A 25449-nucleotide genomic window follows, 5' to 3' on the forward strand; every position below is an offset into this window, starting at 1 on the left:
GCACCGAGACACCGATGCACACCCGGTGTCTCGGTGCGCGGGCGGTGTCTCGCGGACGCAGCGGACGGAGCGGACGGAGCGGCCGGAGCGGCCGGAGCGGCCGGAGCGGGTGCGGTCACGGCAGGCCGCGGAGGGCGCGGTCGAGCGAACCCAGCAGCCCGAGATCGGGCTGTCGAACGAGAGGCAGCCCCGCCGACAACAGGATCGCGCGGAGTTGGCTCGGGGCAATCACGTCGGCCCACGTCCAGTGATGGACCGTGTGGACTCCGCGTCGCATCAGCCGCGCGTCCCGAGCACGCCGTTCGCGGAGTGCGACACGAGCGTCGCCCAAGGCGCCGCTGTACTTGAGGTCTCCGTCGGCCTCTCCCGCCACGAGATGGCCGTTGCGCAGCCATGCGAAGTCGACGCGGTCGTCCTCTCCCGGCTCCGGACCTCGCACCCATCGCTGCATCTCCGGAACAGGAAAACCGAGCGCCTCGATAACCGTCGCGCTCACGGACTCCAGCGGTGACTCGGCAACCGCCGACGCGCGGTCGAACACGTCGCGTGCGCGACGGCGGCCTCGCGAGGACGGGTGGGTCTCGCTCATCGCCCGCATGCGGCCGGTGGTGAGGTGCGGATCGGCCCGGAGTGCGGCATCGGCCGTCGCGCGGCCGACAGCGGGATGCCGTAGTCGTGCGGCATCCACCGCGACTTCGGCACCTGTCGCGACGAGCACACCGCTCACCTCGTCGAACTGCGGCGGGCGTTCGGCGGCATGCAGCCGGATCTCCCCGACGGCATGCGTCGCTCGCGAGCCGAGGGCGACGGCATGGACGTGCGGCGGTTCGCCGAAGACGGGGAGCCCGCGGAGCGCGGCCGCGGACTCTCGTACGAAGACGACGTCGGGGTAGCAGCGGGCAGCCGCATGGACGCGAACGAGGTAGCGGTCCCATGGCGGCAGGTCCCACCACAGCCGCGCTGGCGCGTAGACCCCGCGCATCACGCGAACGAGCTCCCCGCGCCGCACCGCGCGATCGACGTGCGGCTCGCCGCCTCGCGTGATCAACGGCGCCGGGCACTCTCGGACATCTGGCGTAGCGATCGCGGTTGGCATGTCGCCATTGCACCCGGCGATGAGTCGCCGCCTCCGCTGCTCACCGCTTTCCGTGGGAGCCGCCACCGTCTCTCGATGTGGGGAGGAACCCCCGCTCGCTCCGCGAGACACGGTCCGTGCACCGAAACACCGGTGTGCGGCGCGTGTCTCGGTGCGCCACGCGTGTCTCGCGGACCGGGCGGTGGTCGGTGCGGGCCGGGCGGTGGCCGGCGCGGGAGCGTAGGGGGGGTCAGGCGAAGACGCCGGGCCACCAGGCGGCGGCGAGTGGATAGCCGACGAAGGCGATGACGTCGATGAGGGTGTGCGCGATCACCAGGGGCATCACGCGGCCCCAGCGCTGATAGACCCACCCGAACACGATTCCCATCGCGATGTTGCCGGCGATCGGTCCCCACCCTTGGTAGGCGTGGTACGCGCCGCGCAGCGCCGCTGTGGACAGGATGATCGTCCACGTTCCCCATCCGAGCCGCCGCAGACGATCGAACAGGTAGCCGATGAAGATGACCTCTTCGGTGAGGCCGGCCCGCACGGCTGCCAGCAGGAGCAACGGAATCGTCCACCATGACGAGTCGAGTGGTGCGGCGTCGACCTGCACGGTGATCCCCAGCGCGCGACCGGCGACGTAGAGGCCGAGACCCGGGATGCCGATGACGGCGACGAGCAGCACGCCCGCACCCAGATCCCGCCCGAGAACCCGGAAATCCAAGCCGATGCGACGGAACGCCGAGATCCCGGGCTCCCACAGCAGGTAGATCGCCAGTGCGATGGGGGCGAACGCGAAGAACTGGGCCAGGAACTGGTTGAGGACATCCCAGAACTGGGCGGCGTTCGCGCCCGGGTTCAGCGAGGTCGACTGGTCTCCCAAGGCCTGGTCGCGCGTCAGCGCCTGCACGAGCGCGAGCACCGAGGACAGCGCCGAGCGCCCGACCGACAGAGCGAGCACAATGCTGATCTCCCACCACAACCGGGCGCGCGTGCCCCTCAGTCTTGGCAGTTCGGCGGCCTCGGAATCGATCACCTTGTCAGATTGCCATATCGGCCCTGAACTGAGTTAAGGGTCTGTAACGTTTTCCCTAACGGTTTTGATCAACGCTGATCAGAACTTATGGTTTCGGTATCCGCGCCGTGGGTGTTTCACCCGCCTGCGCATCCATCCCTTACCCAGGAGGAAAATTGAAGAAGTCACGCTGGGGAGCACTTGCCGCGGTCACCGCGGCCGGCGCCCTCGCCCTGACGGGCTGCACGGCCAGCGGCGGCGGCAACGCCACCAACGCTGCGCCGACCGGTGGCACCGTCACGATGGCCATCGTGAACGACCTGACGTCGCTGAACAGCAACACGCCGCAGGGCAACCTGGACACCAACGGTCAGTACGTCTACCTGACCACGGGCGGGTTCTTCTACCCGGACAACAGCTTCAACCTCGTCAAGGACGAGTCGTTCGGCACGTACGAGAAGACCTCGGACGACCCGCTGACCGTGAAGTACACGCTCAAGAAGGACCTGAAGTGGTCCGACGGCGAGCCGATCACGGCCGACGACATGGTGCTCGCGTGGGCGATCGCCTCGGGCCACTACGATGACGCGACCACCGACGCGGACGGCAACGTCACGGGTGGCACGCAGTACTTCCAGATCGCGGGTTCGACGGCGGGCATCAACTCGACCGACTTCCCCGAGGTGGGCGACGACAACACGTCGATCACGCTGAAGTACTCCGAGCCCTACGTGGACTGGGAGATCTTCAACCCCATCGCGCAGCCCGCGCACGTCGTGGCCAAGAAGGCCGGCCTCTCCTCGGCCGCTGACCTGACGAAGCTCCTCCAGGGTCTGCCCAAGGGCGACCCGAAGGCTCCCGTCGCCGCGAACGACACCCTGAAGAAGGCTGCGGACTTCGTCAACACGGGCTACGACATCACGTCGTTCCCGACCGACAAGGACCTCCTGGTCACCTCGGGCCCGTGGGTGCTCTCGGCCTGGACGCCGGGTCAGTCGCTCACGTTCGAGCACAACCCCAACTACAAGGGCAACCTCGCGCCGAAGATCGACAAGCTCGTCATGCGTGTCATCGGCGACGCCGCCGCGCAGGTCACGGCTCTGCAGAACGGCGAGGTCGACCTCGTCTACCCGCAGGCATCCGCCGACACCAAGAAGTCGCTCGAGGCCGTCTCGGGTGCTCAGGTCATGACCGGTGACCAGGTCTCCTACGACCACCTCGACCTGAACTTCGGCTCCGAGGTGTTCAAGGACCCGACCGTCCGCGAGGCCTTCCTCCTGACGGTTCCGCGTCAGCAGATCCTCGACGCGATCGTGACGCCGGTCAACCCCGACGCCAAGGTCCTCGACTCGCAGATCTGGCTGCCCAGCCAGTCGGAGTACGCGACCACGGTCGCTCAGAACGGCTCGGACAAGTACGACCCGTCCAAGCTCGACGACAACATCGCGAAGGCCAAGGAGCTCCTCGCCGGCAAGACGCCGACCGTGAAGATCCTCTACAACACGAAGAACCCGAACCGCGTGGACGAGTTCCAGGCGATCCAGTCCTCCGCGGCCAAGGCCGGCTTCCAGGTCGTCGACGGTGGCGACCCCAAGTGGTCGACCCTGCTGTCGGCGGGCAACTACGACGCGTCGCTGTTCGGCTGGATCTCCCCGGGTATCGGCACGGCGCAGATCCCGCAGCTGTTCTCGACCGACGGTGGTGGAAACTACAACAAGTTCACCGCTGCCAACGACGACGCGATCGCGTCGCAGACCACGGTTGACAAGGACAAGCTGACGCAGCTCCTCCTGAACATCGACAAGACGGCGTTCACCGAGGGCTACGGCCTGCCCCTCTTCCAGGCGCCCGGCATCTACGGCGTCTCCAGCAAGCTGGACGGCGTCAAGTACATGGGCAACCAGACCGGTCCGATCTGGAACAACTGGGAGTGGTCCGTCAAGCAGAGCACCAACACCAAGTAGTACCCACGCCAGGGTGGCGTCTACGGTAGATCCCGAAGGCGCCACCCTGGCCCCTGTCTGTCAACCGATGGGCAAGGCGATCGCAACCCGATGCCGCCCGCCCGTCGCACGTCGAAGTGAGTGACCTTTGGTCGGTTTCATTCTCCGTAGGGTCGGTGTGTCGATCCTCATCCTCCTCGCGGCATCCTTCGTGATGTTCAATCTGGTCGCTCTGTCGACGGATCCGCTCGAGGACCTCCGTTCTTCCAACAACCCGAACAAGCAGCAGCTGATCGAAGCGCGAATTCAGCTCGCCAACCTGGACGTCGCGCCTCCGCTTCGCTGGGCGATGTGGGTCGGCGGCGCGGCCAAGTGCCTCATCCCCTTCGCGAACGCCTGCGACCTGGGCACCACCTTCCAGGGCGCCCCCGTCACCGACGTCCTGCCGATCGCGATGGTGTCCACCATCCAGATGGTCACGGCGGCCCTGCTGCTGGCCATCCTCTTCGGCATCTCGACCGGAATCCTCTCTGCGCTGCGTGAGAACAGCGGCTTCGACGTGTCGTTCACCGTCCTCAGCCTGTTCCTCTACTCCCTGCCGTCCTTCCTGGCCGCCGCGCTTCTCAAGAACTTCGTCGCCATCGGCTTCAACGACTTCCTGCAAGACCCCGTCATCCCCATCGTCGTCGCGGTGATCGTCGGGATCGTGGTGGCCTTGATCGTGCAGGCGGTCGTCGGCGGTGACACCCGCCGTCGCCTCACGTCCGGGGGCACGAGCTTCGTGCTCACCACGGGCCTGCTCATCTACATGAGCGTCACCGGCTGGTTCCTCACGCCCGGGTTCGGCCCGGTCGGCGTCATCGTGCTGAGCGCAGGTGCCGCCCTCGGTGTGACCGTGCTGATCGCCGGCATCCACCAGCGCCGCGCGTTGCTGACGGCCGGCATCGTCGCCGTCGCCGGAATCATCAGCTACTTCGCGTTGCAGGGTCTGTTCGACGTGTCCACGTTCGCCACCATCGGCATCCTCTTCGTCGTGGCGCTGGCGGTCGGCTTCGCGGCCGGCTTCTTCGTCGGCGGAGATGACCGCGCCCAGAACATGCGCATCGGTGTTCTGGTCGCCGTGATCATCAGCGTCATCATCCTCATCGACCGCTTCATGCAGTCCTTCCCCGGCTACATGGAGGACATGAACGGACGCCCGATCGCCACCGTCGGCTCCTCGACGCCGGGATACGCTCCCGACAACATGTGGCGCGTCGGTCTGGACGTCTTCTTCCACCTGCTGCTTCCGACGATCTCGCTGCTGACGATCTCGTTCGCGGGGTACACGCGTTATGCCCGCGCCGGCATGATCGAGGTGCTCAGCCAGGACTACGTGCGCACCGCTCGCGCCAAGGGCATGCCCGAGCGGGTGGTCGTCGTCCGCCACGCATTCCGCAACGTGCTGATCCCGATCACGACGCTCGTGGCGACCGACCTCGGCGGGCTGCTCGGTGGAGCCATCATCACGGAGTTCATCTTCGCGATCCCCGGTATGGGTGCGCTCTTCCAGCGCTCGCTGGGTCCCGGTGACCTGTACCCGGTGATGGGCTACTTCATCGTCATCGCCTTCATGGCCATTCTGTTCAACTTCCTTGCCGATCTCGCGTACGCGGCACTCGACCCGAGAGTGAGGGTGCGCTGATGTCCAGCACCATCTCAGAAACCCCCGGCGACGTCGAAGAGCGCTCGATCAGTCAGAGCCGGATCATCTGGCGCCGTTTCCTCTCCCAGAAGGTCGGCCTCATCGCCGCCATCGTCCTCCTGGCAGTCGTGGCCTTCGCCACGAGCGCCGTCGGGCTCGGCCCGATTCCCGGCTGGTGGAAGTACAACTGGTACGACCTGTCGAACAGCGTCAACGGCGGAGAGCCGACTCTGAGCCTGTTCCCGTTCTCGCTCGGCGACCACCCCTTCGGTCAGGACCGCATCGGGCGCGACTATTTCGCGATGACCATGCGCGGCATCCAGAACTCGTTCGTGGCCATGGTGCTGATCACGGGCATCGCGCTGATCGTGGGTGTCACGGTGGGCGCGATCGCGGGCTACTTCCGCGGCTGGGTCGACGCGGTGCTCATGCGCCTGACCGACGTCTTCATCGTGATCCCCGCCATCGTGATCGCCGCCGTCGTCGGTAACTGGGCCGGCGCGGTCGGCGTATGGGTCTTGGGCTCCATGCTCGGGTTCTTCAGCTGGATGGTGATCGCGCGTCTCGTCCGCGGTGAGTTCCTCTCGCTGCGCGAACGGGAGTTCGTCGAGGCTGCCCGCGTGGCCGGCGCCTCCGATGCCCGCATCATCTTCCGGCACATCCTTCCGAACGCGACCGGTGTGATCATCGTGTCGGGATCGCTCCTGGCAGCCGGTGCCATCCTGCTCGAGGCGGCGATCTCGCTTCTCGGCTACGGCATCCGCTCTCCTGACGTCTCGCTGGGTCTGCTCATCGGTGTCAACCAGTCGGCCTTCACCGTGCGGCCGTGGCTGTTCTGGTGGCCGGCGCTGTTCATCGTCACGCTGGCACTGTCGGCGAACATCTTCGGCGATGCCCTCCGCGAGGCCTTCGACCCGCGCAGCCGTCGGTTCTCCCGTCGTCGCACGAAGGAGCGCGCCGGCGGTGTCGAGCCCGATGTCGCCGCTCCGACGAGCCTGATGGATGCCGCGGCGCAGAACCCGCGCACCGGCACGCCTACCCTGCAGGATCCGGAGTAAGACCGGATGCCGTCAGAGGTTCAGCAGCGCCGGAACGGTCGCCGCGGCCAGCAGCAGGCTCAGCGCGAGGGCGGTGACGTGCACGTGCACGCGGGCGCGGTCGCTTCCCGCGCGGCCCAGAGGGATGGCCTCGCTCTCCACGAGCCGATGCCATGCTCCCCGGATGATATACGCGGCGTCACCGGAATCGGTTCCGAGGGCGTCGGACTTGCGCAGGACGCCGCCCCTCTGGTCGGGTCCGAGGCTGTCACGGCCTCCGCGCGGCATGGTGAGTGCGCCGGCCGCGGGCGCCGCGGACGATCGATATCGACGCGAGGGCGTCACCACGGTCAGCGCGAAGCGGGTGTCGATGTCGACGACCATCGTCCACGGGACGGTCGTGGTCGCGTAGGGGTTCACGAGCGTGATGGACTGCTCGTCCCAGACGATGCGCGGACGCCAGAACAGCTCGCCCACCAGCAGCGCGATCAGCGCCAGCGGCACCAGAGCCCACAGCTGCTGCGTCGACCGGGTCGCGCCGAGCAGAACCACCAGCGCCGCACCGGCGGTCACAGCCACCCATGCGCCGATCGCGATCACGGTGTTCGTGGTCGATCGGTACAGGCGCTCGTCATCTGTCATTACCCCATCGTCGCATTCCGGACCACGAGTCCGTTCGCACGCACAACAGAAGGAAACCGCCGATGAGAACCTCCCGCGGCATGCTGCCCACGACCGAGGCGCACCAGCCGGACAGCGGTCCGGTGCTCGAGGTCACCGACCTCAACGTCGACTTCGGCGTCGACGGGTACTGGGTGCCCGCCGCACGTCACGTCTCCTACTCGATCGCCGCCGGCGAAGTGCTCGCCATCGTGGGTGAGTCCGGGTCGGGAAAGAGCGTCTCGTCGATGTCGCTTCTGGGCCTGCTGCCGAAGAACTCCCGCGTGAGCGGCAGTGCGAAGCTGGCTGGCCGCGAGCTCATCGGCATGAAGCCTCGGGAGATGCAGGAGATCCGCGGCAACCAGATCTCGATGATCTTCCAGGAGCCCATGACGGCGCTGAACCCGGTCCTGACGGTCGGGTTCCAGATCGTGGAGACGTTGCGCCAGCACTTCGGCGTGTCTCCGGCGGAGGCCAAGGCGCGGGCCGTCGAGCTTCTGACGCTGGTCGAGCTTCCCGACCCGCAGAAAGCCTTCGACTCGTACCCGCACCAGCTGTCCGGCGGCCAGCGTCAGCGCGCGATGATCGCGCAGTCGCTGTCGTGCGACCCGCTGCTGCTGGTCGCGGACGAGCCGACGACCGCGCTGGATGTGACCGTTCAGGCGGAGATCCTCGAGCTCATGCGAAAGCTCCAGGACCGTCTCGGCTCGGCCATCCTGCTGATTACGCACGACATGGGCGTCGTCGCCGACATGGCCGACCGCATCGTCGTGATGCGTCAGGGCGACATCGTCGAGACCGGCACGGTCGCGAGCGTCTTCGCCGACCCGCAGCATCCGTATACGAAGGCGCTGCTGTCGGCGGTGCCGCGCATCACCACCGAGGATCTGCAGGCTCCCGATGCTGCCACCCCGTCCACTCCCGTGGTGGTGTCGTTCGACGACGTCGCGATCGAGTATCCGAAGCGCGGTCGGGTGCCGGCTTTCCGTGCGGCCGACCACATCGACCTGAAGATCTACCAGGGCGAGGTGCTGGGCCTGGTCGGCGAGTCCGGCTCGGGCAAGACGACGATCGGTCGCGCCACGATCGGTCTGCTGCCCATCCACTCCGGACGCCTGACCGTGGCCGGAATGGATATCTCGAAAGCGAACCGCGAGCAGCTGCACGCCCTCCACCACGAGGTGGGCATCGTCTTCCAGGATCCGTCGAGCTCGCTGAACCCTCGGATGACCATCGGCGACTCGATCGCCGAGCCGATCAAGCTGTCCGAGAAGATCAAGGGCGCGCCCCTCGACAAGCGCGTGCGAGCGCTGTTGGACTCCGTGCGACTGCCGCGCGATTATGCATCTCGTTACCCGCACGAGCTCTCCGGTGGGCAGAAGCAGCGCGTGGGCATCGCCCGCGCCCTCGCTCTCAACCCGAAGGTCCTGGTTGCCGATGAGCCCACGAGCGCACTCGACGTCTCCGTGCAGGCCACGGTTCTGGAGCTGTTGAAGGATCTGCAGCGCGAGCGCGGGTTCGCCTGCCTGTTCATCAGCCACGACCTCGCCGTCATCGATGAGCTGGCCGACCGGATCGCGGTCATGCGCCACGGCGCTCTCGTCGAGGTCGGCACCCGCGACCAGATCATGCGTCGCCCGCAGCAGGCCTACACCAAGCGTCTTCTGGCAGCCGTGCCGGTGCCCGACCCCGACATCCAGCGTGAGCGCCGTGACAAGCGTCTGGCCGATCTCGCTGCCGGTGTGGACGCCGATGAGACACCGGGGGATGCCGCCGCGCACGCCTGATCGAGCGGCGCGGGGCGCGGCGGAGGACGCCGCGGCATCCGGCTTGTAGAATGGGAGGCGCTCTGCTCGGAGCGTCTCCCTTTCTCGTTAGGTCATTTCATGGCGCACGCCCTCCGTCCGGATCTCCGTAACGTCGCGATCGTCGCGCACGTCGACCACGGCAAGACCACGCTCGTGGACGCGATGCTCCGTCAGACCGGTTCCTTCGGTGAGCATGCGCACGTCGAAGAGCGCGCCATGGACTCGAACGACCTGGAGCGTGAGAAGGGCATCACGATCCTCGCCAAGAACACGGCGATCACCTACAACGGCATCCACACCGAGGTTCCGGTGACGATCAACGTCATCGACACCCCCGGGCACGCCGACTTCGGCGGCGAGGTCGAGCGCGGCCTCTCGATGGTCGACGGTGTCGTGCTGCTGGTCGACGCGTCGGAGGGTCCGTTGCCGCAGACCCGCTTCGTGTTGCGCAAGGCGCTGGAGGCGAAGCTGCCCGTGATCCTGCTGGTCAACAAGACCGACCGTCCCGACGCCCGGATCGCGGAGGTCGAGGAGGAGGCCCACGACCTGCTGCTGGGTCTGGCCGGCGACCTCGTCGACGACGTGCCCGACCTCGACGTCGATGCTCTCCTGGACGTGCCGGTCGTCTACGCGTCCGGTCGCGCCGGCGCCGCGTCTCGCAACCGGCCCGCCAACGGCGAGCTGCCCGACAACGAGGACCTCGAGCCCCTGTTCGAGGCCATCCTCGAGCACGTCCCCGCTCCCGCCTACGACGACGAGGCGCCGCTGCAGGCCTGGGTCACCAACCTCGATTCCTCGCCGTTCCTCGGCCGTCTGGCCCTGCTCCGTGTCTTCAACGGCACGCTGAAGAAGGGGCAGACCGTCGCCTGGGTGCGTCACGACGGCTCGCACACCAACGCGCGCATCACCGAGCTGCTCAAGACCCGTGCTCTCGAGCGCTACCCGGCCGAATCTGCCGGCCCCGGTGACATCGTCGCCATCGCCGGCATCGAGGACATCACGATCGGCGAGACGATCGCCGACCCCGAAGACGTGCGGCCGCTGCCCGCGATCACGGTCGATGACCCGGCCATCTCGATGACGATCGGCACCAACACCTCGCCCCTCATGGGCAAGGTGAAGGGTCACAAGCTCACGGCGCGCATGGTCAAGGACCGTCTCGATCGGGAGCTGATCGGCAACGTCTCGCTGAAGGTCGTCGACATCGGACGCCCCGACGCCTGGGAGGTGCAGGGTCGCGGTGAGCTCGCCCTGGCGATCCTCGTCGAGAACATGCGCCGTGAAGGCTTCGAGCTGACCGTCGGCAAGCCGCAGGTCGTCACCAAGCGCGGCGAGGACGGCAAGGTCAAGGAGCCGTTCGAGCACCTCACGATCGACGCCCCCGAAGAGCACCTCGGTGCCATCACGCAGCTGATGGCCGCTCGCAAGGGCCGCATGGACACCATGACCAACCACGGCACCGGCTGGGTGCGCATGGAGTTCGTCGTCCCCTCGCGCGGTCTGATCGGCTTCCGCAGCGAGTTCCTGACCATCACCCGCGGCACCGGCATCGCGAACGCGATCTCGCACGGCTACGACGACTGGGCGGGGCAGATCACCACCCGCCAGAACGGGTCGATCGTCGCCGACCGTCAGGGTGTCGTGACACCGTTCGCCATGATCGCGCTGCAGGAGCGCATGAGCTTCTTCGTACAGCCGACCGAAGAGGTCTACGAGGGCATGGTCATCGGCGAGAACTCGCGCGCCGACGACATGGACGTCAACATCACGAAGGAGAAGAAGCTGACGAACATGCGCTCGTCGACGTCCGACTCCTTCGAGTCGATGACGCCGCCGCGCGTGCTCACGCTGGAGGAGTCGCTCGAGTTCGCGCGCGACGACGAATGCGTCGAGGTGACCCCCGAGAAGGTGCGCATCCGCAAGGTCGTGCTCGACGCGACCGAGCGCGGCCGCGCCGCCTCGCGCGCGAAGCGTCAGGACGGCTGAGCGCCGCGGGAAGTCTCATGCCCGCAGAATCTTCTCGAGCGGGCGACCTCGCGCGACCTCGTCGACGAGTTTGTCCAGGTAGCGGATCTTCTGCATCAACGGATCTGCGATCTGCTCCACTCGCACACCGCAGATCACACCCGTGATCTGCGCGGCGCCGGGATGCAGACGCGCACCCGCGAAGAAGTCACGGAAGTTCGTCTGCGCGGCGAGGTGATCCGCGAGTTCCTGGGCGCTGTATCCCGTCAGCCATCGTGTGACGGCCTCGACGTGGTCCGCTGAGCGGCCCTTACGCTGCACCTTCTGGACGTAGAGCGGGTAGACGCGGGCGACGGGCATGTCGAAGATCCGCTCCATGACGGGCACCCTACTCGCCCGGAGGCGTTCGCGGGCAGACGAACTGTCAGGATGGTGGGCATGGATGCCGCAGCTGAGGCCCGAGAGGCCGTGCGTCGCGCGCGGCGCGAGGCCGTCGGCGTCGCCGTCGCGACGAGCGCATACGGTGTCTCGTTCGGCGCTCTGGCTGTGGCGTCCGGCCTCGACGTCTGGCAGACGTGCGTGCTGAGCCTGCTCATGTTCACGGGGGGATCGCAGTTCGCGTTCGTCGGTGTCATCGGCGCGGGAGGCATCGCCGCCGCGCCCGCGGCGATCGCCTCCGCCGCGTTGCTCGGCGTCCGCAACGTCGCCTACGGGCTGCGCATGGCTCCGGTGGTCGGGCGCGGCTGGCGCCGTCTCGTGGCGCCCCACGTCACGATCGACGAGTCGACGGCGGTGGCGCTGGCCCACAGCGATCCTGCGGCGCGGCGTGCGGGCTTCTGGATCACGGGCGTCGGCATCTACGTCGGATGGAACCTCTCGACGCTGGGTGGTGCGCTGCTCGGCGACGTCCTCGGCGATCCTCGTGTCTACGGGCTGGACGCGGCCGCGGCTGCGGCCTTCCTTGCGCTGCTGTGGCCGCGTCTGCGTCGCCGTCAGGCGATTGCCGTCGGCGTCGCCGCCGCGGTCGTCGCCACGGTTCTCACGCCCGTCCTCATGCCCGGCGTACCCGTGCTGGTCGCCGCCGTGGTCGCCCTCGCCGTCGGGTGGACCAACGTGTTCGCGGGCCGCGCATCATGACGATGTGGACGGCCGTGCTGGCGGCGTCGCTCGCGTGCCTGGCGCTGAAAGCCCTCGGGTACGCGATTCCCGCGCGATGGTTCGGCTCGGCTCGCGCGGAACGCTCGATCGACCTGCTGACGGTCGCGCTGCTGGCCGCACTGGTCGCCGTGCAGACGCTGGGCGCCGGCCCGCAGATCGTCGCCGACGCGCGCGTGCCGGCGATCTTCGTCGCCGCGGGGCTGCTGACGCTCCGCGCCCCCTTCCTCGTCGTCGTGGTGGCGGCAGCGGTCGTTGCGGCCGCGCTCCGGGCGCTGGGATGGGCGACGTAGAATCACGGCGTGAGAATCGCACGGATCGGGAGCTGGGCCGTCGCCGCGGTGATCGGCCTCCTCTATGGAGCTGCCGGGACCATCGGTCAGTCCGCACAGTGGGGGGTTATCCCACTGGGGCTGATCGTGGCCGTCGCCGGCACCGGTGCCCTGCTGCTCGCGGTACGACTGCTGACCGGCGACCGCTGGGCGGGGTTGGCGACCGGTCTCGGTGTCATGCTGACGACGTTGGTGCTCTCGGGGCGGGGCCCGGGCGGGTCGGTCGTCGTGCCCGCTCCCGCCGATGGTGAGATCTCCACGGGAGTGATCTGGACGCTGGCCGTTCCGGTGATGGTGGCCATCGTCGTGGCCTGGCCGCGCCTGGCGCCTCGGGCGTCGGCCTCCGGAGCGTCGTCGCTCGACGATGACCCGGCGAGCACGAACTAGACTCGACACGTGACATATGTGATCGCGTTGCCCTGCGTGGATGTGAAGGACCGTGCTTGCATCGATGAATGCCCCGTCGACTGCATCTACGAGGGCGAGCGCTCGCTCTACATCCACCCTGACGAGTGCGTGGACTGCGGCGCGTGTGAGCCGGTCTGCCCCGTGGAGGCGATCTACTACGAGGACGACCTGCCGGCCGAATGGCAGGACTACTACACCGCCAACGTCGAGTTCTTCGAGGACATCGGCTCGCCCGGCGGTGCCGCCAAGGTCGGTGTGATCGCCAAGGATCACCCCGTGATTTCCGCGCTTCCTCCGCAGTCGCACTGATGGCCGTCCGCGATCTCGACGACTATCCCTGGGATGCCGTCGCTCCCTTCGCTGCGCGAGCGCGGTCGCACCCGGGGGGCATCGTGGATCTGTCCATCGGGTCTCCCGTCGATCCGACGCCGGATGTCGTCGCCGAGGCGCTGCGTGCCGCGACGGATGCTCACGCCTATCCGCAGACGGTCGGCACCGCGGCGCTGCGCGGCGCCATCACCGCGTGGTACGACCGCCGCCGCGGGGTTCCCGGTCTGAGCGTCGACGAGGTCCTGCCGACGGTCGGTTCGAAGGAACTCGTCGCCCTCCTCCCGTTGCTGCTCGACCTGTCCGCCGGAGACATCGTCGTGCACCCGCGGGCCGCCTATCCCACCTACGAGGTGGGGGCCAAGCTGGTGGGTGCGACCCCGTTCGCCGCCGACGATCCCGCGCAGTGGCCGGTGGGCACGCGCCTGGTCTGGCTGAACACTCCGGGAAACCCCGACGGGCGGGTGCTCGACGTCCACGAACTCCGTGCCGCCGTCGCGCGTGCACGGGAGCTCGGCGCCGTGATCGTCAGCGATGAGTGCTACGCGGAACTCGGCTGGGAGGGGCCCTGGGCCCACGCGCCGATCCCCAGCATCCTCGATCCGCGCGTCGTCGGAGACGACCGGCGCGACGTGCTTTCGGTGTACTCGCTCAGCAAGCAGTCGAACCTCGCGGGGTACCGTGCCGCGTTCCTCGCCGGTGACGGCGATCTGGTGTCGCGCCTGCTGACGACGCGCAAGCACCTCGGTCTCATGCTTCCCGGTCCTGTGCAGAGTGCCATGACGGCGGCGCTGGCAGACGATGCACACGTGGCTGCGCAGCGCGAGCGCTATCGCGCCCGGCGTGAGGTTCTCCGGCCGGCACTCGTGGAAGCGGGATTTCGCATCGACAACTCCGAGGGCGGCCTCTACCTCTGGGCCACCGAAGGCGTCGATGCCTGGAAGACCATGGACCGCCTGGCCGATCTCGGCATCCTGGCCGGGCCGGGACACTTCTATGGGCAGCACTTCCCCGAGCACGTCCGCTTCTCCTTGACGGCGACCGATGAGCGGATCGCTGCAGCAGCGGAGCGCCTGGTGACCGTCTCGTAGGTTTCCTCCTACGAATTGCCCGTTCCTTTGCGCGCGATCTGCGTTGGACCGCGCGCCCAGTAGGCTGTAAAAGACCCCACCCACCGCAAGGAGGCTTCGTGAGCGACGCGGGACACCCCCAGAAGGCCACCGTCACCGTCGGTGACCGCACCGCCGAACTGCCGATTCTCTCCGGCACCGCCGGCGCACCCAGTGTCGACTTCTCGACCTTCACGAAACAGACGGGTTACACGAGCCTGGACTACGGCTTCGTGAACACCGCGGCGACCAAGTCGGCGATCACTTTCATCGACGGCGATCAGGGCATCCTGCGCTATCGCGGTTACCCGATCGAGCAGCTCGCGAAGAACAGCACCTACCTCGAGGTGGCGTGGCTGCTGCTGTACGGCGAGCTTCCCACAGCCGATGAACTGGGGGAGTGGGACGACAAGATCCGGCACCACACGCTGCTGCACGAGGACCTCAAACGCTTCTTCTCGTCGCTTCCGCACACTGCTCACCCGATGTCGGTACTCTCGGCCGCGACGGCGGCGCTGTCCACGTACTACGAGGGTCAGTCCGACCCCAACAATCCGGAGCACGTCGAGCTCAACACCATTCGACTGCTGGCGAAGCTCCCGGTCATCGCGGCGTATGCCCACAAGAAGAGCATCGGGCAGGCGTTCCTCTACCCGGACAACTCGCTGAGCTTCGTCGACAACTTCCTACGGCTGAACTTCGGCAACCTCGCCGAGACGTACCAGGTGAACCCGGTGACGTCGCGCGCACTCGAGCGTCTGCTGATCCTGCATGAGGACCATGAGCAGAACGCGTCGACCTCGACGGTGCGCTTGGTCGGATCGACCGGCGCGAACCAGTTCTCCTCGATCTCCGCCGGCATCAACGCCCTCTACGGGCCGTTGCACGGCGGGGCGAACGAAGCCGTGCTCGACATGCTCGCGCGCATCCAGGACTCCGGGGAGAGTGTGCAGCGCTTCGTCGAGCGGGTGAAGAACAAGGAGGACGGGGTCAAGCTCATGGGCTTCGGCCACCGCGTCTATAAGAACTACGATCCGCGCGCGAAGCTCGTCAAGGAGTCGGCGGACGAGATTCTCGCCGAGCTGGGCGTCCACGATCCGCTGCTGGATCTCGCGCAGGAACTGGAGCAGGTCGCCCTCGAGGACGACTACTTCAAGGAGCGTCGCCTCTACCCCAACGTCGACTTCTACACCGGCGTGATCTACAAGGCCATGGGCTTTCCCACGCGGATGTTCACGCCACTGTTCGCGATCGGTCGCCTGCCCGGCTGGCTGGCGCACTGGCGCGAGATGCAGTACGACCCGCAGACGAAGATCGGACGTCCTCAGCAGCTGTACGTAGGCGCCGGCGAGCGCACCTACCCCGGGTCCGTCTGACCGGCGCAGCACCCGGCATCCCGTGCGAGGCGTGGCGGGCCGATCCGCTAGGGTCGAGCCATGTCGCGTCTGCTCGTTCGTCGTCCGTCTCCGCGCCTCGCCGACGGCGAGGTGACCCACATCGGGAGGACCTCGGTCGATCCCGATCTCGCCCAACGTCAGTGGGAGGCCTACGTCGACGTCTTCCGCACCCGCGGGTGGGAGATCATTCAGATCGATGCGGCCGATGAACAACCCGACGGCGTGTTCGTCGAGGACGCCGTCGTCGTGTTCGGAGATCTTGCGGTCCTCTGCCGCGCGGGAGCCGAGTCACGTCGGGGGGAGGCTCCGACGGTGCGGGAGGCCGTGGCCGCCACCGGCCTCGAGGTGGCCGAGATCGTCGCCCCCGGCACCCTCGACGGGGGCGACGTTCTGAAGATCGGCTCGACCGTGTATGTCGGTGCCTCATCGCGCACGAACGCCGACGGTATCGCTCAACTGACCGCACTGCTTGCTCCGCGCGGATGGCAGGTCGTCGCGGTCCCCGTCGAACGCGTCCTACACCTGAAGAGCGGTGTGACGGCGTTGCCCGACGGGACCGTCGTCGGTTTCGAGCCCCTGGTCGACGACCCGGCCGCGTTCCCGACGTTCGAGAGCGTGCCCGAGGAGCACGGTACGGCGGTCGTCGTCCTTGGCCCCGACGAGGTGCTGATGTCCTCCGACGCCCCCGAGACCGCCGCCCGCTACGAGGCGCGTGGGCTCCGCGTCGTCGCGACCCCGATCACCGAGTTCGAGAAGCTCGAGGGCTGCGTCACCTGTCTGTCGGTGCGCATCCGCGACTGAGTTCTCCGACCGGCGTCCGGCTCGTGCCGCAGCGGACGCGGACCAACGCAACGGATGCGGATCGCGGGGGGCGCGGCATCCGATTCTGTTGCTGATCTCCGCTTCTGCGGCCGTGATCAGTCCGCGAGCGTCGCCGCGTAGTCGGGGACGTAGTTCTGCAGCTCCCGCGGCGGGCGTTCGTAACCACCGGATGCCGGGCGGGCTGGGATCGCGATCGGCGCGCGCTCGACCTCTTCATAGGGAATCTGCGAGAGCAGATGGTGGATCATGTTGATGCGTCCGCGGCGCTTGTCCTCGTTGTCGACCTCGAACCAGGGCGATTCCGGAATATCGGTGTGCACGAACATGGTGTCCTTCGCGCGTGAGTAGTCCTCCCACTTGGTGATCGAGAGGACGTCGTTGGGGGAGAGCTTCCAGCGTCGCATCGGGTCGTCGTTGCGAGAGCGGAACCGCTTCTCCTGTTCGACGTCCGACACACTGAACCAGTACTTCTTCAGCAGGATGCCGTCTTCCACCAGCATGCGTTCGAAGATGGGCACCTGATGCAGAAACCGGTGGTATTCGGCGTTCGTGCAGTAACCCATCACATGCTCGACACCGGCGCGGTTGTACCAGGACCGGTCCATCAGCACGATCTCGCCCGCCGCGGGAAGGTGGGCGATGTAGCGCTGGAAGTACCACTCGCTCTTCTCGCGCTCGGTCGGAGTGGGAAGGGCGACGACGCGTGTGACGCGAGGATTCAGGTACTGCGAGACGCGACTGATCGTCGAGCCCTTTCCGGCTGCGTCTCGCCCTTCGAAGATGACCACGATGCGTGATCCGGTGCTCTGCACCCACGCCTGCATGTCGACCAACTGCGCCTGCAGCCGCTTCAACTCGCGTTCGTACGTCTTCTTCGGCATCCGGTCGCTCATGACCAGATGCTATCCGTCCTCGCCTCCCGGGTCGTTCAGGCGTGCAGCGCCTCGTTCAGCGTCACCCCGACACCTTCGCGACGGACCGCTTCGACGGCTCCCGTGAGCGAGTTCCGACGGAAGAGCAGACTGTTCTGACCCGAAAGCTGAGCGCCCTTGACAACCGGGCGCGATCCATCGTGCAGAGGGGGCTCGTTCGGAAGCACGATCTTGGATCCGGCGGTGACGTAGAGGCCGGCCTCGACGATGCAGTCGTCGCCGAGGGAGATGCCGATGCCGGCGTTCGCGCCGAGGAGCGTGCGGGCTCCGATTGACACGCGATGCGTGCCGCCGCCGGACAGCGTGCCCATGATCGACGCGCCGCCGCCGATGTCGGAGCCGTCGCCGACGACGACGCCCTGAGACACACGACCTTCCACCATCGAGGAGCCCAGCGTGCCGGCGTTGAAGTTCACGAAGCCCTCGTGCATGACCGTCGTGCCGGGGGAGAGGTAGGCGCCCAAGCGCACGCGCGAGGCGTCGGCGATGCGCACTCCCGGAGGGGTGACGAAGTCGAGCAGGCGCGGGAACTTGTCGAGGCTGTGCACCTGGATGCCGGCGCGCTGCAGGGCCGGGCGCAGGCGTTCCGCGTCGTCGGGGTGCATGGCGCCCGCCGTCGTCCACGCGACGATGGGAAGGTGGGCGAAGATGCCGTCGAGGTTGAGCTCGTTGGGGCGGACGATGCGGTGCGACAGTGCGTGCAGGCGGAGGTAGGCGTCGGGGGTGGACTCCGGGGCGGCGTCGAGGTCGATCGTGACCGTGACGATGTCGACGTTCACCGCGCGACGTGCGTCGTGGCCCGCATACTCGGCCCAAGCCGGCGTGGCGGCCGTGTCGGCGTCGTCGGGGGCGCCGGTGTGCACCACCGGAAACCAGCTGTCCAGGATCGTGCCGTTCTCGCTCGTCGTCGCGAGGCCGATGCCCCATACCGTCCGCTGTTCGCTCATGCCCTCCAGGCTATCGAAGGCGGACCCCTCGATAGACTCGCCCCATGCCCGTGCTCGACCTCACCGCATCCTCCGTCGACCTGACCCGAGCACTCTGTGACGTCCCGAGCGTGTCGGGCGACGAGACGACACTCGCCGACGCGATCTTCGCGGCGATCTCGCCGTTGGAGCACCTCGACGTCTACCGCGACGGCGACACGATCGTCGCGCGCACCCACCTCGGGCGCGCGCAGCGCGTGGCGATCGCGGGTCACATCGACACGGTGCCGATCAACGCCAACCTGCCGACCCGCGACATCGAGATCGACGGCGAAGCCTTCCTCTGGGGTCGGGGGACCGTGGACATGAAAGGGGGCACGGCGGTGCAGCTGAAGCTGGCCGCCGAGCTGGTCGAACCTCGAGTCGACATTACATGGCTCTGGTACGACAACGAGGAGGTCGCGTCGGATCTGAACGGCCTCACGCGTCTCGCGCGGTCGCGCCCCGATCTGTTCGCCGCCGACTTCGCGATTCTCGGAGAGCCGTCCAACGGTCAGGTGGAGGGCGGGTGCAACGGCACCCTGCGCGCCGTCGCCCGCACGCGAGGGGTCCGTGCCCACAGCGCCCGCTCGTGGATGGGGGAGAACGCCATCCACGCAGCGGCGCCGATCCTTGCGCGCCTGGCCGAGTATCGACCCCGCGAGATCGACGTCGACGGCCTCGTGTATCGCGAAGGGCTGAACGCGGTGCGCATCTCGGGCGGCGTCGCGGGCAACGTCATCCCCGACCTCTGCGAGGTGGAGGTCAACTTCCGTTTCGCTCCCAGCCGCAGCGTTGCCGACGCCGAAGCCCACGTGCGCCGTGTGCTGGACGGATTCGATGTCGAGGTGGTGGATGCCGCAGCCGGCGCCCGGCCGGGACTGGACGCACCGCTCGCACAGGAGTTCCTCGCCGCGGTGGGTGCCGAGGCCCGCCCGAAATATGGCTGGACGGACGTTGCGCGTTTCTCGGCGCTGGGCGTGCCCGCTGTCAACTACGGACCCGGCGACCCGCTCCTGGCCCACCATGACGAAGAGCGGGTGCCGCTCGTCCAGATCGAGGACGTCGAGCGGAGCCTGAGGGCATGGCTGAACGGGCGCTGACCGCCGCCGCGCCGCTGCGAGGGACAGGTCCGCTCGGGCGGCTGCTCGTCCTGCGCCCCGCCGTCGCGGTCGCCGTCGTCTACCTCGCGGCCCGCGTGGTCACCACCGGCTTCCTGCTCGTCGCGGCCGAGCTGTCCGGCCCGACCTCGCGCTTCGGCGCGGATGCGACGATCGGAACCCTGTCGATGGGATGGGATGCCCAGTGGTACTGGGTCGTCGGCAGCGCCGGCTACCCCACGCACCTTCCCGTCGACGCGACCGGCGCGGTGACGCAGAACGCGTGGGCGTTCATGCCCGTCTATCCGGCGTTGACGCGGGTCTTGTCGGTGGTGTTCGCGGGCAACTACCCTCTCGCCGCTGTGGTCCTCGCCATCGTCGCCGGATACGGAGCGTGCCTCGCGTTCTTCCATCTCCTCCGAGAGAAGCTCGAGGCGGATGCGGCGCTGTGGGCGGTCGCGCTGCTGGCGGCATCGCCCCTCGCGGCGCTGTTCCAGATGGGCTACGCCGAGTCGCTGTTCCTGCTCTGGCTGTTCCTCGCCCTGCGGCTTCTGCTGCGGCGCCGGTTCGTGTGGCTGTACCCGTTGATCGTCGTCATGGGATACACGAGACCCGGCGTGCTGGCGTTCGGGCTCCTGCTCGGTGCCTACGGCGTCATGCGATGGGTGCGCCGGCGCGACGACCCGCTGCCGCCGGCGCAGGTGATGCACATCGTGGCGCTCGGCGTTCTCGCCGTGGCGGTCGGCTTCTCATGGCAGGTGATCGCGGGCATCGTCACGGGGGATCCCGCCGCCTACATGGAGACCGAGCTGTCGTGGCGGCGCGGGTGGATCGGCGAGGGCGGCTTCGTGCCGTTCGACGGGTTCGTGCAGGGGGCGGCGCTGTGGTTCCGCCTGTGGGGCCTCCCCGAGATCGCGGCATACGTCGCCCTCGCGGTGGCCGTGCTGGCCGTCGTGGCCGTGATCGCGTTCGAGCCGCACGTGCGGCGACTCGGCCCCGAAATGCGACTCTGGTCCGCGAGTTACGTGCTGTATCTGCTGGTCGTGTTCTTTCCGCAGTCGAGCATCTTCCGCCTCCTTCTGCCTCTCGCGCCGCTCTACGGGGCCATCGCCGCCCCGCGGCACGCTCTCTGGCGGTGGGGGATGCTCGTCGTCGGGCTCATCGGCCAGTGGTGGTGGATCTACCAGATGCTGGCGTTGGGCAACTCGTACACCCAGATTCCCTGAAGACGACCCTCCGGCACGCCGCGTGCGGCCGGTGTCTCGGCATACCGATAAACTTGACAGGTAGTCCGACGACGAAAAGGAGCCCGCGATGGCAGCCATGAAGCCGCGAACCGGTGACGGACCGATGGAGGCCGTGAAGGAGGGGCGCCTCATCATCGTGCGTGTTCCCCTCGAGGGCGGCGGACGACTCGTCGTCTCTGTCAATGACGAAGAGGCCAAGGAACTTCACGGCGTGCTCGGCGACGTGGTCGGCGCAGCCTGACGATCTCGCACGTGAAAGGGTCGGTCCTCGGACCGGCCCTTTTCCGTACCCTGCGGTGCGCCGCCGACAGCCCTCAGCCAGCGTTCAGCGCAGATCCGGGGCGACGGTGGTCAGCTGCAGAAGCCCTTCGCCCACGATGGAGAGCGCACCGAGAACCGCGGGCGAGGCCTGTGTCTCCTGGATCAGCGTGCGAAACGCGGTCGTCACGGGATCGCGGCGCACCGGGTCTGCGATCGCGCCCCCGGACAGCACCCGCGGAATGAGGACGGTGCCGCCCGCGCGGACCAGCCGCAGGCCGTGCTCGACGTGGTCGATGACGCTCTCGGGATCGGCATCCACGAGCACGATGTCGTAGGACGCCTCGTTCATCCGGGGCAGCACGTCGCTGGCGCGGCCGGTGATGAAGCGGGCGCGAGCCGGCGGTACCTTCGCGTCGGCGAATGCCGTTCGTGCCGCCGCCAGATGCTCGGGCTCCTTGTCGATGGTCGTGAGTGTCGCGCGGGGCGCACCGTGCAGCAGCCACAGGCCCGACACCCCCGCACCCGTGCCGATCTCGACGACGTTCAGCGCCGCGGTCGCTGCGGCGATCACGGCGATCTGGGCGCCCACCGCCGGGCTGATCGGATCCGCACCCAGCTCGAGCGCGTGCGCACGGGCGCGCTCGATCGCTTCGGGTTCGACGGTGACGTCGTCGACGTACCTGCGGATCGCGTCCTGATCGGCCATGTGGTTCCTCCAGTCCCCAGCGTACGGGGCGCTCGGCGTCGTTTCCGGCAGGCGCACGGGTAACCTGGAGGCATGTTCTTCGGCCTCGACTGGGACAAGCTCGTCCTGCTCCTGATCGTGGCCGCCCTCCTGGTCGGACCCGAGCGGCTGCCGCAGTATGCGGAGACCCTCGCGAGGTTCACCGTGCGCGCGCGTGAGTGGCTCAGCGGAGCCAAGACGCGCGTGAAGGAGGAACTCGGCGACGACTTCGACGACGTGGAGTGGCGCCGTCTCGACCCGCGTCAGTACGACCCGCGGCGCATCATCCGCGACGCCCTCCTCGACGACGCGCCCGTTCCCACGGTCCGTGCCGCGGCCGTCGGCACGGCGATCGCGGCCACCGCGCCCGCGCCGCCGCTGTCGACGTTCGATCCGAACGGTGAGGTCCCGTTCGACGACGAAGCGACCTGAGCGGCCGACGTCAGCGCGGCGTGACCGGCAGCGACCTGCGGGCCAGCCCGCGGGGCGTCGTCGCGATCCGCTCCGCCAGCGCGGCGATCGCGCGTGCGGCCGCATCATCGGGTCGCGAGACGACCACGGGGGCTCCCTCGTCGCCGCCGCGCCGCAGATCGACACTGAGCGGAACCGAGGCGAGGAGCGGAACGACGTGGTCTGGCGTCGACAGCGACGCGGCCACGGCCTCGCCCCCGCCGGCTCCGAACAGATCGAGGGTGCTGCCGTCGGGAAGGGTCATCGCCCCCATGTTCTCGACGACGCCGATCACCCGCTGGCCGGTCTGCGCTGCCACCAGTCCGCTGCGGACGGCGACGTCGGATGCCGCGGTCTGCGGCGTCGTGACGACGAGCACGTCGGCGTGCGGCAGCAGTTGCCCGACCGAGATCGCCACGTCGCCCGTCCCCGGAGGCATGTCGATCAGGAGCACGTCGAGGTCGCCGAAGAACACATCGGTCAAGAACTGCTGCACCGTGCGGTGGAGCATCGGCCCGCGCCAGGCGACGGCCGCCGAAACGGGCTGGTCGCGTGGGAGGAACATGCCGATCGAGATCGCCTTCACGCCGAAGGCGACGGGAGGGAGCATGAGGTCGTCGATGCGGGTCGGTGCGGGCGGTCGGCCCTCGGCATCCACGAGGCCGAGCAGTCCCGGGATCGAGAAGCCGTGCACGTCGGCGTCGATCAACCCGACCGCGAGCCCGCGCTGCGCCAGGGCGACGGCGAGGTTCGCGGTGATGCTGGACTTGCCGACGCCACCCTTGCCGCTCGTGACCGCGATGACGCGCGTGAGGGCGTCGGGCCCGAAGGGCATGGTCCGCGTGGCACGATCTCCGCGCAGCCGCGTGGTGAGCGCCTGGCGCTGTGCCGAGGACATCACTCCGACGACGACCTCGACATCGGAGATGTCGGAGGCGGTGGATGCCGCCGCGCGCACATCCCGCTCGATGCGGTCGGCGGCGGGGCAGCCCACGATCGTCAGCGCGATCTCGACGCGCGCGCGGGTGCCGGTGACCGCCACGTCGCGGATCATGTCGAGTTCGGCGAGGGGACGGCGAAGCTCGGGATCGACGACGGCGCCGACGGCTCGCCGCACGTCATCCGCTCGCGCGTCGTCGCCGGTGGCCTGCTCAGAACCGCTGGGAGCAGACGTCACGGCTGGTCGGACCTCTCGCCGCGGCGATCCAGGTCGCGGGAATCCTCCAACGACTCGAGCAGAGCCTTCAGCTCCTGGCGCAGCACGTCGCGGGTGACGACGTGCTCGGAGACGTCCGTCATCGCCATGCGGAGGGCGACGACCTCGCGGGCGAGATACTCGGTGTCGGCGAGGTTGCGCTCTGCGCGCTGACGATCCTGCTCGATCTGCACGCGGTCGCGGTCGTCCTGCCGGTTCTGGGCGAGAAGGATCAGCGGCGCGGCGTACGAAGCCTGCAGCGAGAGGATCAGGGTCAGCAGCGTGAAGTTGTTCTCCGCCGCGTCGAACTGCATCTCGCGCGGCATTGCGGTGTTCCACCAGAGCCACACCGCAACGAACACGGTCATGCCGATGAGGAAGCCGGAGGTCCCCATCGCGCGGGCGAAGGCTTCGGAGAAGCGGCCGAACCGGTCGCGAGAGGGCTGCGGGCTGCGGCTGAGCATGCCCGCGCGGCCGCGCGGCGCATCCAGCGAGAAGGTGCGGCGATCCTTCGCCATCAGGGCCTCCTCGGAAGCATCGCGGTCGTCGCGGGGGCGGTCAGTGCGTCGTCGTCGCCGTCGTGCGAACGCCAGTCCTCGGGCAGCAGGTAGTCCAGCACGTCATCGACACTGACCGCGCCGACGAGCCGGTGTGCGGCATCCACGACGGGGAGGGAAACGAGGTTGTAGCTCGCGAGCAGGCGCGCCACTTCGGCGGCGGATGCGGTGACGGGCACCGGATCGAGCGTGTCGTCGATGATCGCGCCGAGCCGCTCGTGCGGCGGGTACCGCAGCATCCGCTGGAAGTGCACCGTGCCCAGCAGTCGCCCTGTCGGGGTCTCATACGGCGGAAGGGTCACGAACACCGCCGCGGCGAGGGCCGGGTGCAGCTCGTGGCGGCGGATCAGGGCGAGAGCCTCCGCGACCGTCGCGTCGGCCGACAGGACGATCGGTTCGCTCGTCATGAGACCGCCGGCCGTGTCGGGGCCGTACTTGAGGAGGGCGCGGACGTCCTCCGCTTCCTCCGGCTCCATGAGCTCGAGGAGCTCCTCTCGCTGCTCCTCCGGCAGCTGCGCCAGCACGTCGGCGGCGTCGTCCGGCTCCATCTGGTCGAGGATGTCGGCGGCGCGCTCGTCGCCGAGAGCCTCGAGGATGTGCACCTGGTCGTCTTCGGGCATCTCCTCCAGCGCGTCGGCGAGACGGTCGTCGGAGAGCTCCTCGGCGACCTCGAGGAGGCGCTCGTCGGGCAGATCTAGCAGGGTGTTGGCGAGGTCGGCGGGCTTGAGCTCGGAAAAGGTCGCCACGAGCTGTTCGGCCGACTGCGCCTCGCCCGGTACGGCCTGTTCGCGCACATCGCCCCAGCTCGCGAACGTGGTCGGTCCCTTTGCGAAGGGGGACGCGCTGGTCTTGGGCTTGCGGAGGAAGAGCTGGCCGATGTCCCACTCGCCGAGACGGTTGCGCTCGATCGCGGCGTCCTCGATCACCGCGTGTCCGGATCCGTCGGTGAAGTACACCCGACGACCGAGCAGCTCGCTCATGACGCGCACCTCGCCACCGCGCTGCTGGAAGCGTCGGACATTGATGAGGCCCGTCGTGATGACCTGCCCGGACTGGATCGAGGTGACGCGCCCGATCGACAGGAAGACGTGGCGACGCCCCGGAATCTCGACGACGAGGCCCACCACACGCGGCGGGTCGTCTTTTCGATAGATGACGACGACGTCACGGACTTTGCCGAGCCGGTCGCCCGCGGGGTCGAAGACGGTGCAGCCCACCAGGCGTGCCACGAAAACCCTCTGCGTACTCACTCGACCAGCGTAGTCCGCGCCTGCTGTC

At 68.2% G+C, this 25449-nt stretch carries 26 protein-coding genes; 16 read left to right on the forward strand and 10 right to left on the reverse strand.

Going from position 1 to position 25449, the window contains the following annotated elements:
• Positions 1-115: 115 nt before the first annotated feature.
• Entirely contained in the window at positions 116-1096 is a 981-nt protein-coding gene (locus ACT53O_RS05315; RefSeq protein ID WP_476151543.1) for a hypothetical protein, read from the reverse strand.
• 229 nt (positions 1097-1325) lie between these two features.
• Positions 1326-2114, reverse strand: a complete 789-nt coding sequence (locus ACT53O_RS05320; protein WP_135949036.1) for a CPBP family intramembrane glutamic endopeptidase — start codon at positions 2112-2114, stop codon at positions 1326-1328.
• A 155-nt stretch (positions 2115-2269) separates the two neighbouring features.
• On the opposite strand from ACT53O_RS05320, the gene ACT53O_RS05325 reads away from it, so the two are divergent.
• The 3 genes from ACT53O_RS05325 to ACT53O_RS05335 all read left to right on the forward strand — a co-directional run bounded on the left by ACT53O_RS05325 (position 2270) and on the right by ACT53O_RS05335 (position 6778).
• The gene (locus ACT53O_RS05325; RefSeq protein WP_112931272.1) at positions 2270-4057 is read left to right on the forward strand and encodes an ABC transporter family substrate-binding protein; all 1788 of its coding nucleotides are present in this window, start codon (positions 2270-2272) and stop codon (positions 4055-4057) included.
• A 157-nt stretch (positions 4058-4214) separates the two neighbouring features.
• Positions 4215-5720, forward strand: a complete 1506-nt coding sequence (locus tag ACT53O_RS05330; RefSeq protein ID WP_052241305.1) for an ABC transporter permease — start codon at positions 4215-4217, stop codon at positions 5718-5720.
• Complete coding sequence (locus tag ACT53O_RS05335; protein ID WP_476151544.1) at positions 5720-6778, forward strand: ABC transporter permease; 1059 nt, start codon at positions 5720-5722, stop codon at positions 6776-6778. Before ACT53O_RS05330 ends, ACT53O_RS05335 begins: the two co-directional genes overlap by 1 nt.
• A 12-nt stretch (positions 6779-6790) precedes the next feature.
• On the opposite strand, the gene ACT53O_RS05340 is transcribed toward ACT53O_RS05335, so the two are convergent.
• On the reverse strand, positions 6791-7399 hold the full coding sequence (locus ACT53O_RS05340; RefSeq protein WP_476151545.1) for a hypothetical protein: 609 nt from the start codon (positions 7397-7399) through the stop codon (positions 6791-6793).
• Positions 7400-7461: 62 nt separating this feature from the next.
• On the opposite strand from ACT53O_RS05340, the gene ACT53O_RS05345 reads away from it, so the two are divergent.
• Together ACT53O_RS05345 and typA are read left to right on the forward strand one after the other, a co-directional pair.
• A complete protein-coding gene (locus ACT53O_RS05345) occupies positions 7462-9204 on the forward strand; it encodes an ABC transporter ATP-binding protein (RefSeq protein ID WP_039415815.1) in 1743 nt (580 codons plus the stop codon).
• A 99-nt stretch (positions 9205-9303) separates the two neighbouring features.
• Positions 9304-11211 (forward strand): translational GTPase TypA, encoded by a 1908-nt coding sequence (typA, locus tag ACT53O_RS05350; protein ID WP_036284930.1) that lies wholly within the window; start codon positions 9304-9306, stop codon positions 11209-11211.
• A 15-nt stretch (positions 11212-11226) separates the two neighbouring features.
• Here the strand turns inward: typA and ACT53O_RS05355 are convergent, their stop codons facing one another.
• The gene (locus ACT53O_RS05355) at positions 11227-11568 is read right to left on the reverse strand and encodes a DUF2200 domain-containing protein (protein WP_433718362.1); all 342 of its coding nucleotides are present in this window, start codon (positions 11566-11568) and stop codon (positions 11227-11229) included.
• Between the two features lie 60 nt (positions 11569-11628).
• Between ACT53O_RS05355 and ACT53O_RS05360 the strand changes: the two genes are divergently transcribed.
• From ACT53O_RS05360 to ddaH, 7 genes are all read left to right on the forward strand, one after another.
• Positions 11629-12327, forward strand: a complete 699-nt coding sequence (locus ACT53O_RS05360; RefSeq protein ID WP_476151546.1) for an AzlC family ABC transporter permease — start codon at positions 11629-11631, stop codon at positions 12325-12327.
• Positions 12324-12638 carry an AzlD domain-containing protein gene (locus tag ACT53O_RS05365; protein WP_036314955.1) on the forward strand — a complete coding sequence of 105 codons (315 nt, stop codon included), beginning with the start codon at positions 12324-12326 and terminating at the stop codon, positions 12636-12638. Before ACT53O_RS05360 ends, ACT53O_RS05365 begins: the two co-directional genes overlap by 4 nt.
• Positions 12639-12647: 9 nt before the next feature.
• On the forward strand, positions 12648-13064 hold the full coding sequence (locus ACT53O_RS05370) for a histidinol dehydrogenase (protein ID WP_112931275.1): 417 nt from the start codon (positions 12648-12650) through the stop codon (positions 13062-13064).
• A gap of 9 nt (positions 13065-13073) precedes the next feature.
• Positions 13074-13394, forward strand: coding sequence for a ferredoxin (fdxA, locus tag ACT53O_RS05375; protein ID WP_036314968.1), 321 nt, complete (start codon positions 13074-13076; stop codon positions 13392-13394).
• Entirely contained in the window at positions 13394-14503 is a 1110-nt protein-coding gene (gene dapC, locus ACT53O_RS05380; protein WP_476151547.1) for a succinyldiaminopimelate transaminase, read from the forward strand. Before fdxA ends, dapC begins: the two co-directional genes overlap by 1 nt.
• Positions 14504-14601: 98 nt before the next feature.
• Positions 14602-15897 carry a citrate synthase gene (locus ACT53O_RS05385; protein WP_039415799.1) on the forward strand — a complete coding sequence of 432 codons (1296 nt, stop codon included), beginning with the start codon at positions 14602-14604 and terminating at the stop codon, positions 15895-15897.
• 60 nt (positions 15898-15957) lie between these two features.
• Entirely contained in the window at positions 15958-16719 is a 762-nt protein-coding gene (ddaH, locus tag ACT53O_RS05390; RefSeq protein WP_036317434.1) for a dimethylargininase, read from the forward strand.
• Positions 16720-16835: 116 nt separating this feature from the next.
• Here the strand turns inward: ddaH and ppk2 are convergent, their stop codons facing one another.
• Both ppk2 and dapD read right to left on the reverse strand, forming a co-directional pair.
• Entirely contained in the window at positions 16836-17621 is a 786-nt protein-coding gene (gene ppk2 / locus ACT53O_RS05395; RefSeq protein ID WP_036317436.1) for a polyphosphate kinase 2, read from the reverse strand.
• 47 nt (positions 17622-17668) lie between these two features.
• The gene (gene dapD / locus ACT53O_RS05400; RefSeq protein ID WP_135949038.1) at positions 17669-18619 is read right to left on the reverse strand and encodes a 2,3,4,5-tetrahydropyridine-2,6-dicarboxylate N-succinyltransferase; all 951 of its coding nucleotides are present in this window, start codon (positions 18617-18619) and stop codon (positions 17669-17671) included.
• Between the two features lie 44 nt (positions 18620-18663).
• On the opposite strand from dapD, the gene dapE reads away from it, so the two are divergent.
• From dapE to ACT53O_RS05415, 3 genes are all read left to right on the forward strand, one after another.
• Positions 18664-19740, forward strand: coding sequence for a succinyl-diaminopimelate desuccinylase (dapE, locus tag ACT53O_RS05405; protein ID WP_135949039.1), 1077 nt, complete (start codon positions 18664-18666; stop codon positions 19738-19740).
• The gene (locus ACT53O_RS05410; RefSeq protein ID WP_476151548.1) at positions 19722-20963 is read left to right on the forward strand and encodes a hypothetical protein; all 1242 of its coding nucleotides are present in this window, start codon (positions 19722-19724) and stop codon (positions 20961-20963) included. Before dapE ends, ACT53O_RS05410 begins: the two co-directional genes overlap by 19 nt.
• Before the next feature lie 88 nt (positions 20964-21051).
• Positions 21052-21225: a DUF3117 domain-containing protein gene (locus ACT53O_RS05415; protein WP_005053677.1), complete on the forward strand. Its 174-nt coding sequence runs from the start codon at positions 21052-21054 to the stop codon at positions 21223-21225.
• Positions 21226-21309: 84 nt separating this feature from the next.
• Here the strand turns inward: ACT53O_RS05415 and ACT53O_RS05420 are convergent, their stop codons facing one another.
• On the reverse strand, positions 21310-21951 hold the full coding sequence (locus ACT53O_RS05420) for an O-methyltransferase (RefSeq protein ID WP_036315025.1): 642 nt from the start codon (positions 21949-21951) through the stop codon (positions 21310-21312).
• Between the two features lie 72 nt (positions 21952-22023).
• On the opposite strand from ACT53O_RS05420, the gene ACT53O_RS05425 reads away from it, so the two are divergent.
• The gene (locus ACT53O_RS05425; RefSeq protein WP_112931281.1) at positions 22024-22401 is read left to right on the forward strand and encodes a twin-arginine translocase TatA/TatE family subunit; all 378 of its coding nucleotides are present in this window, start codon (positions 22024-22026) and stop codon (positions 22399-22401) included.
• A gap of 10 nt (positions 22402-22411) precedes the next feature.
• On the opposite strand, the gene ACT53O_RS05430 is transcribed toward ACT53O_RS05425, so the two are convergent.
• Genes ACT53O_RS05430 through ACT53O_RS05440 form a run of 3 tightly spaced genes read right to left on the reverse strand, consistent with a single transcriptional unit; the run spans position 22412 to position 25421 of the window.
• Positions 22412-23596 (reverse strand): Mrp/NBP35 family ATP-binding protein, encoded by a 1185-nt coding sequence (locus ACT53O_RS05430; protein WP_112931282.1) that lies wholly within the window; start codon positions 23594-23596, stop codon positions 22412-22414.
• Entirely contained in the window at positions 23593-24132 is a 540-nt protein-coding gene (locus ACT53O_RS05435) for a DUF1003 domain-containing protein (RefSeq protein WP_036315034.1), read from the reverse strand. Before ACT53O_RS05435 ends, ACT53O_RS05430 begins: the two co-directional genes overlap by 4 nt.
• Positions 24132-25421, reverse strand: coding sequence for a magnesium transporter MgtE N-terminal domain-containing protein (locus ACT53O_RS05440; protein WP_039415784.1), 1290 nt, complete (start codon positions 25419-25421; stop codon positions 24132-24134). Before ACT53O_RS05440 ends, ACT53O_RS05435 begins: the two co-directional genes overlap by 1 nt.
• Between the last annotated feature and the right edge of the window lie 28 nt (positions 25422-25449).

It is taken from the genome of Microbacterium sp. DMC48 (assembly GCF_056313825.1).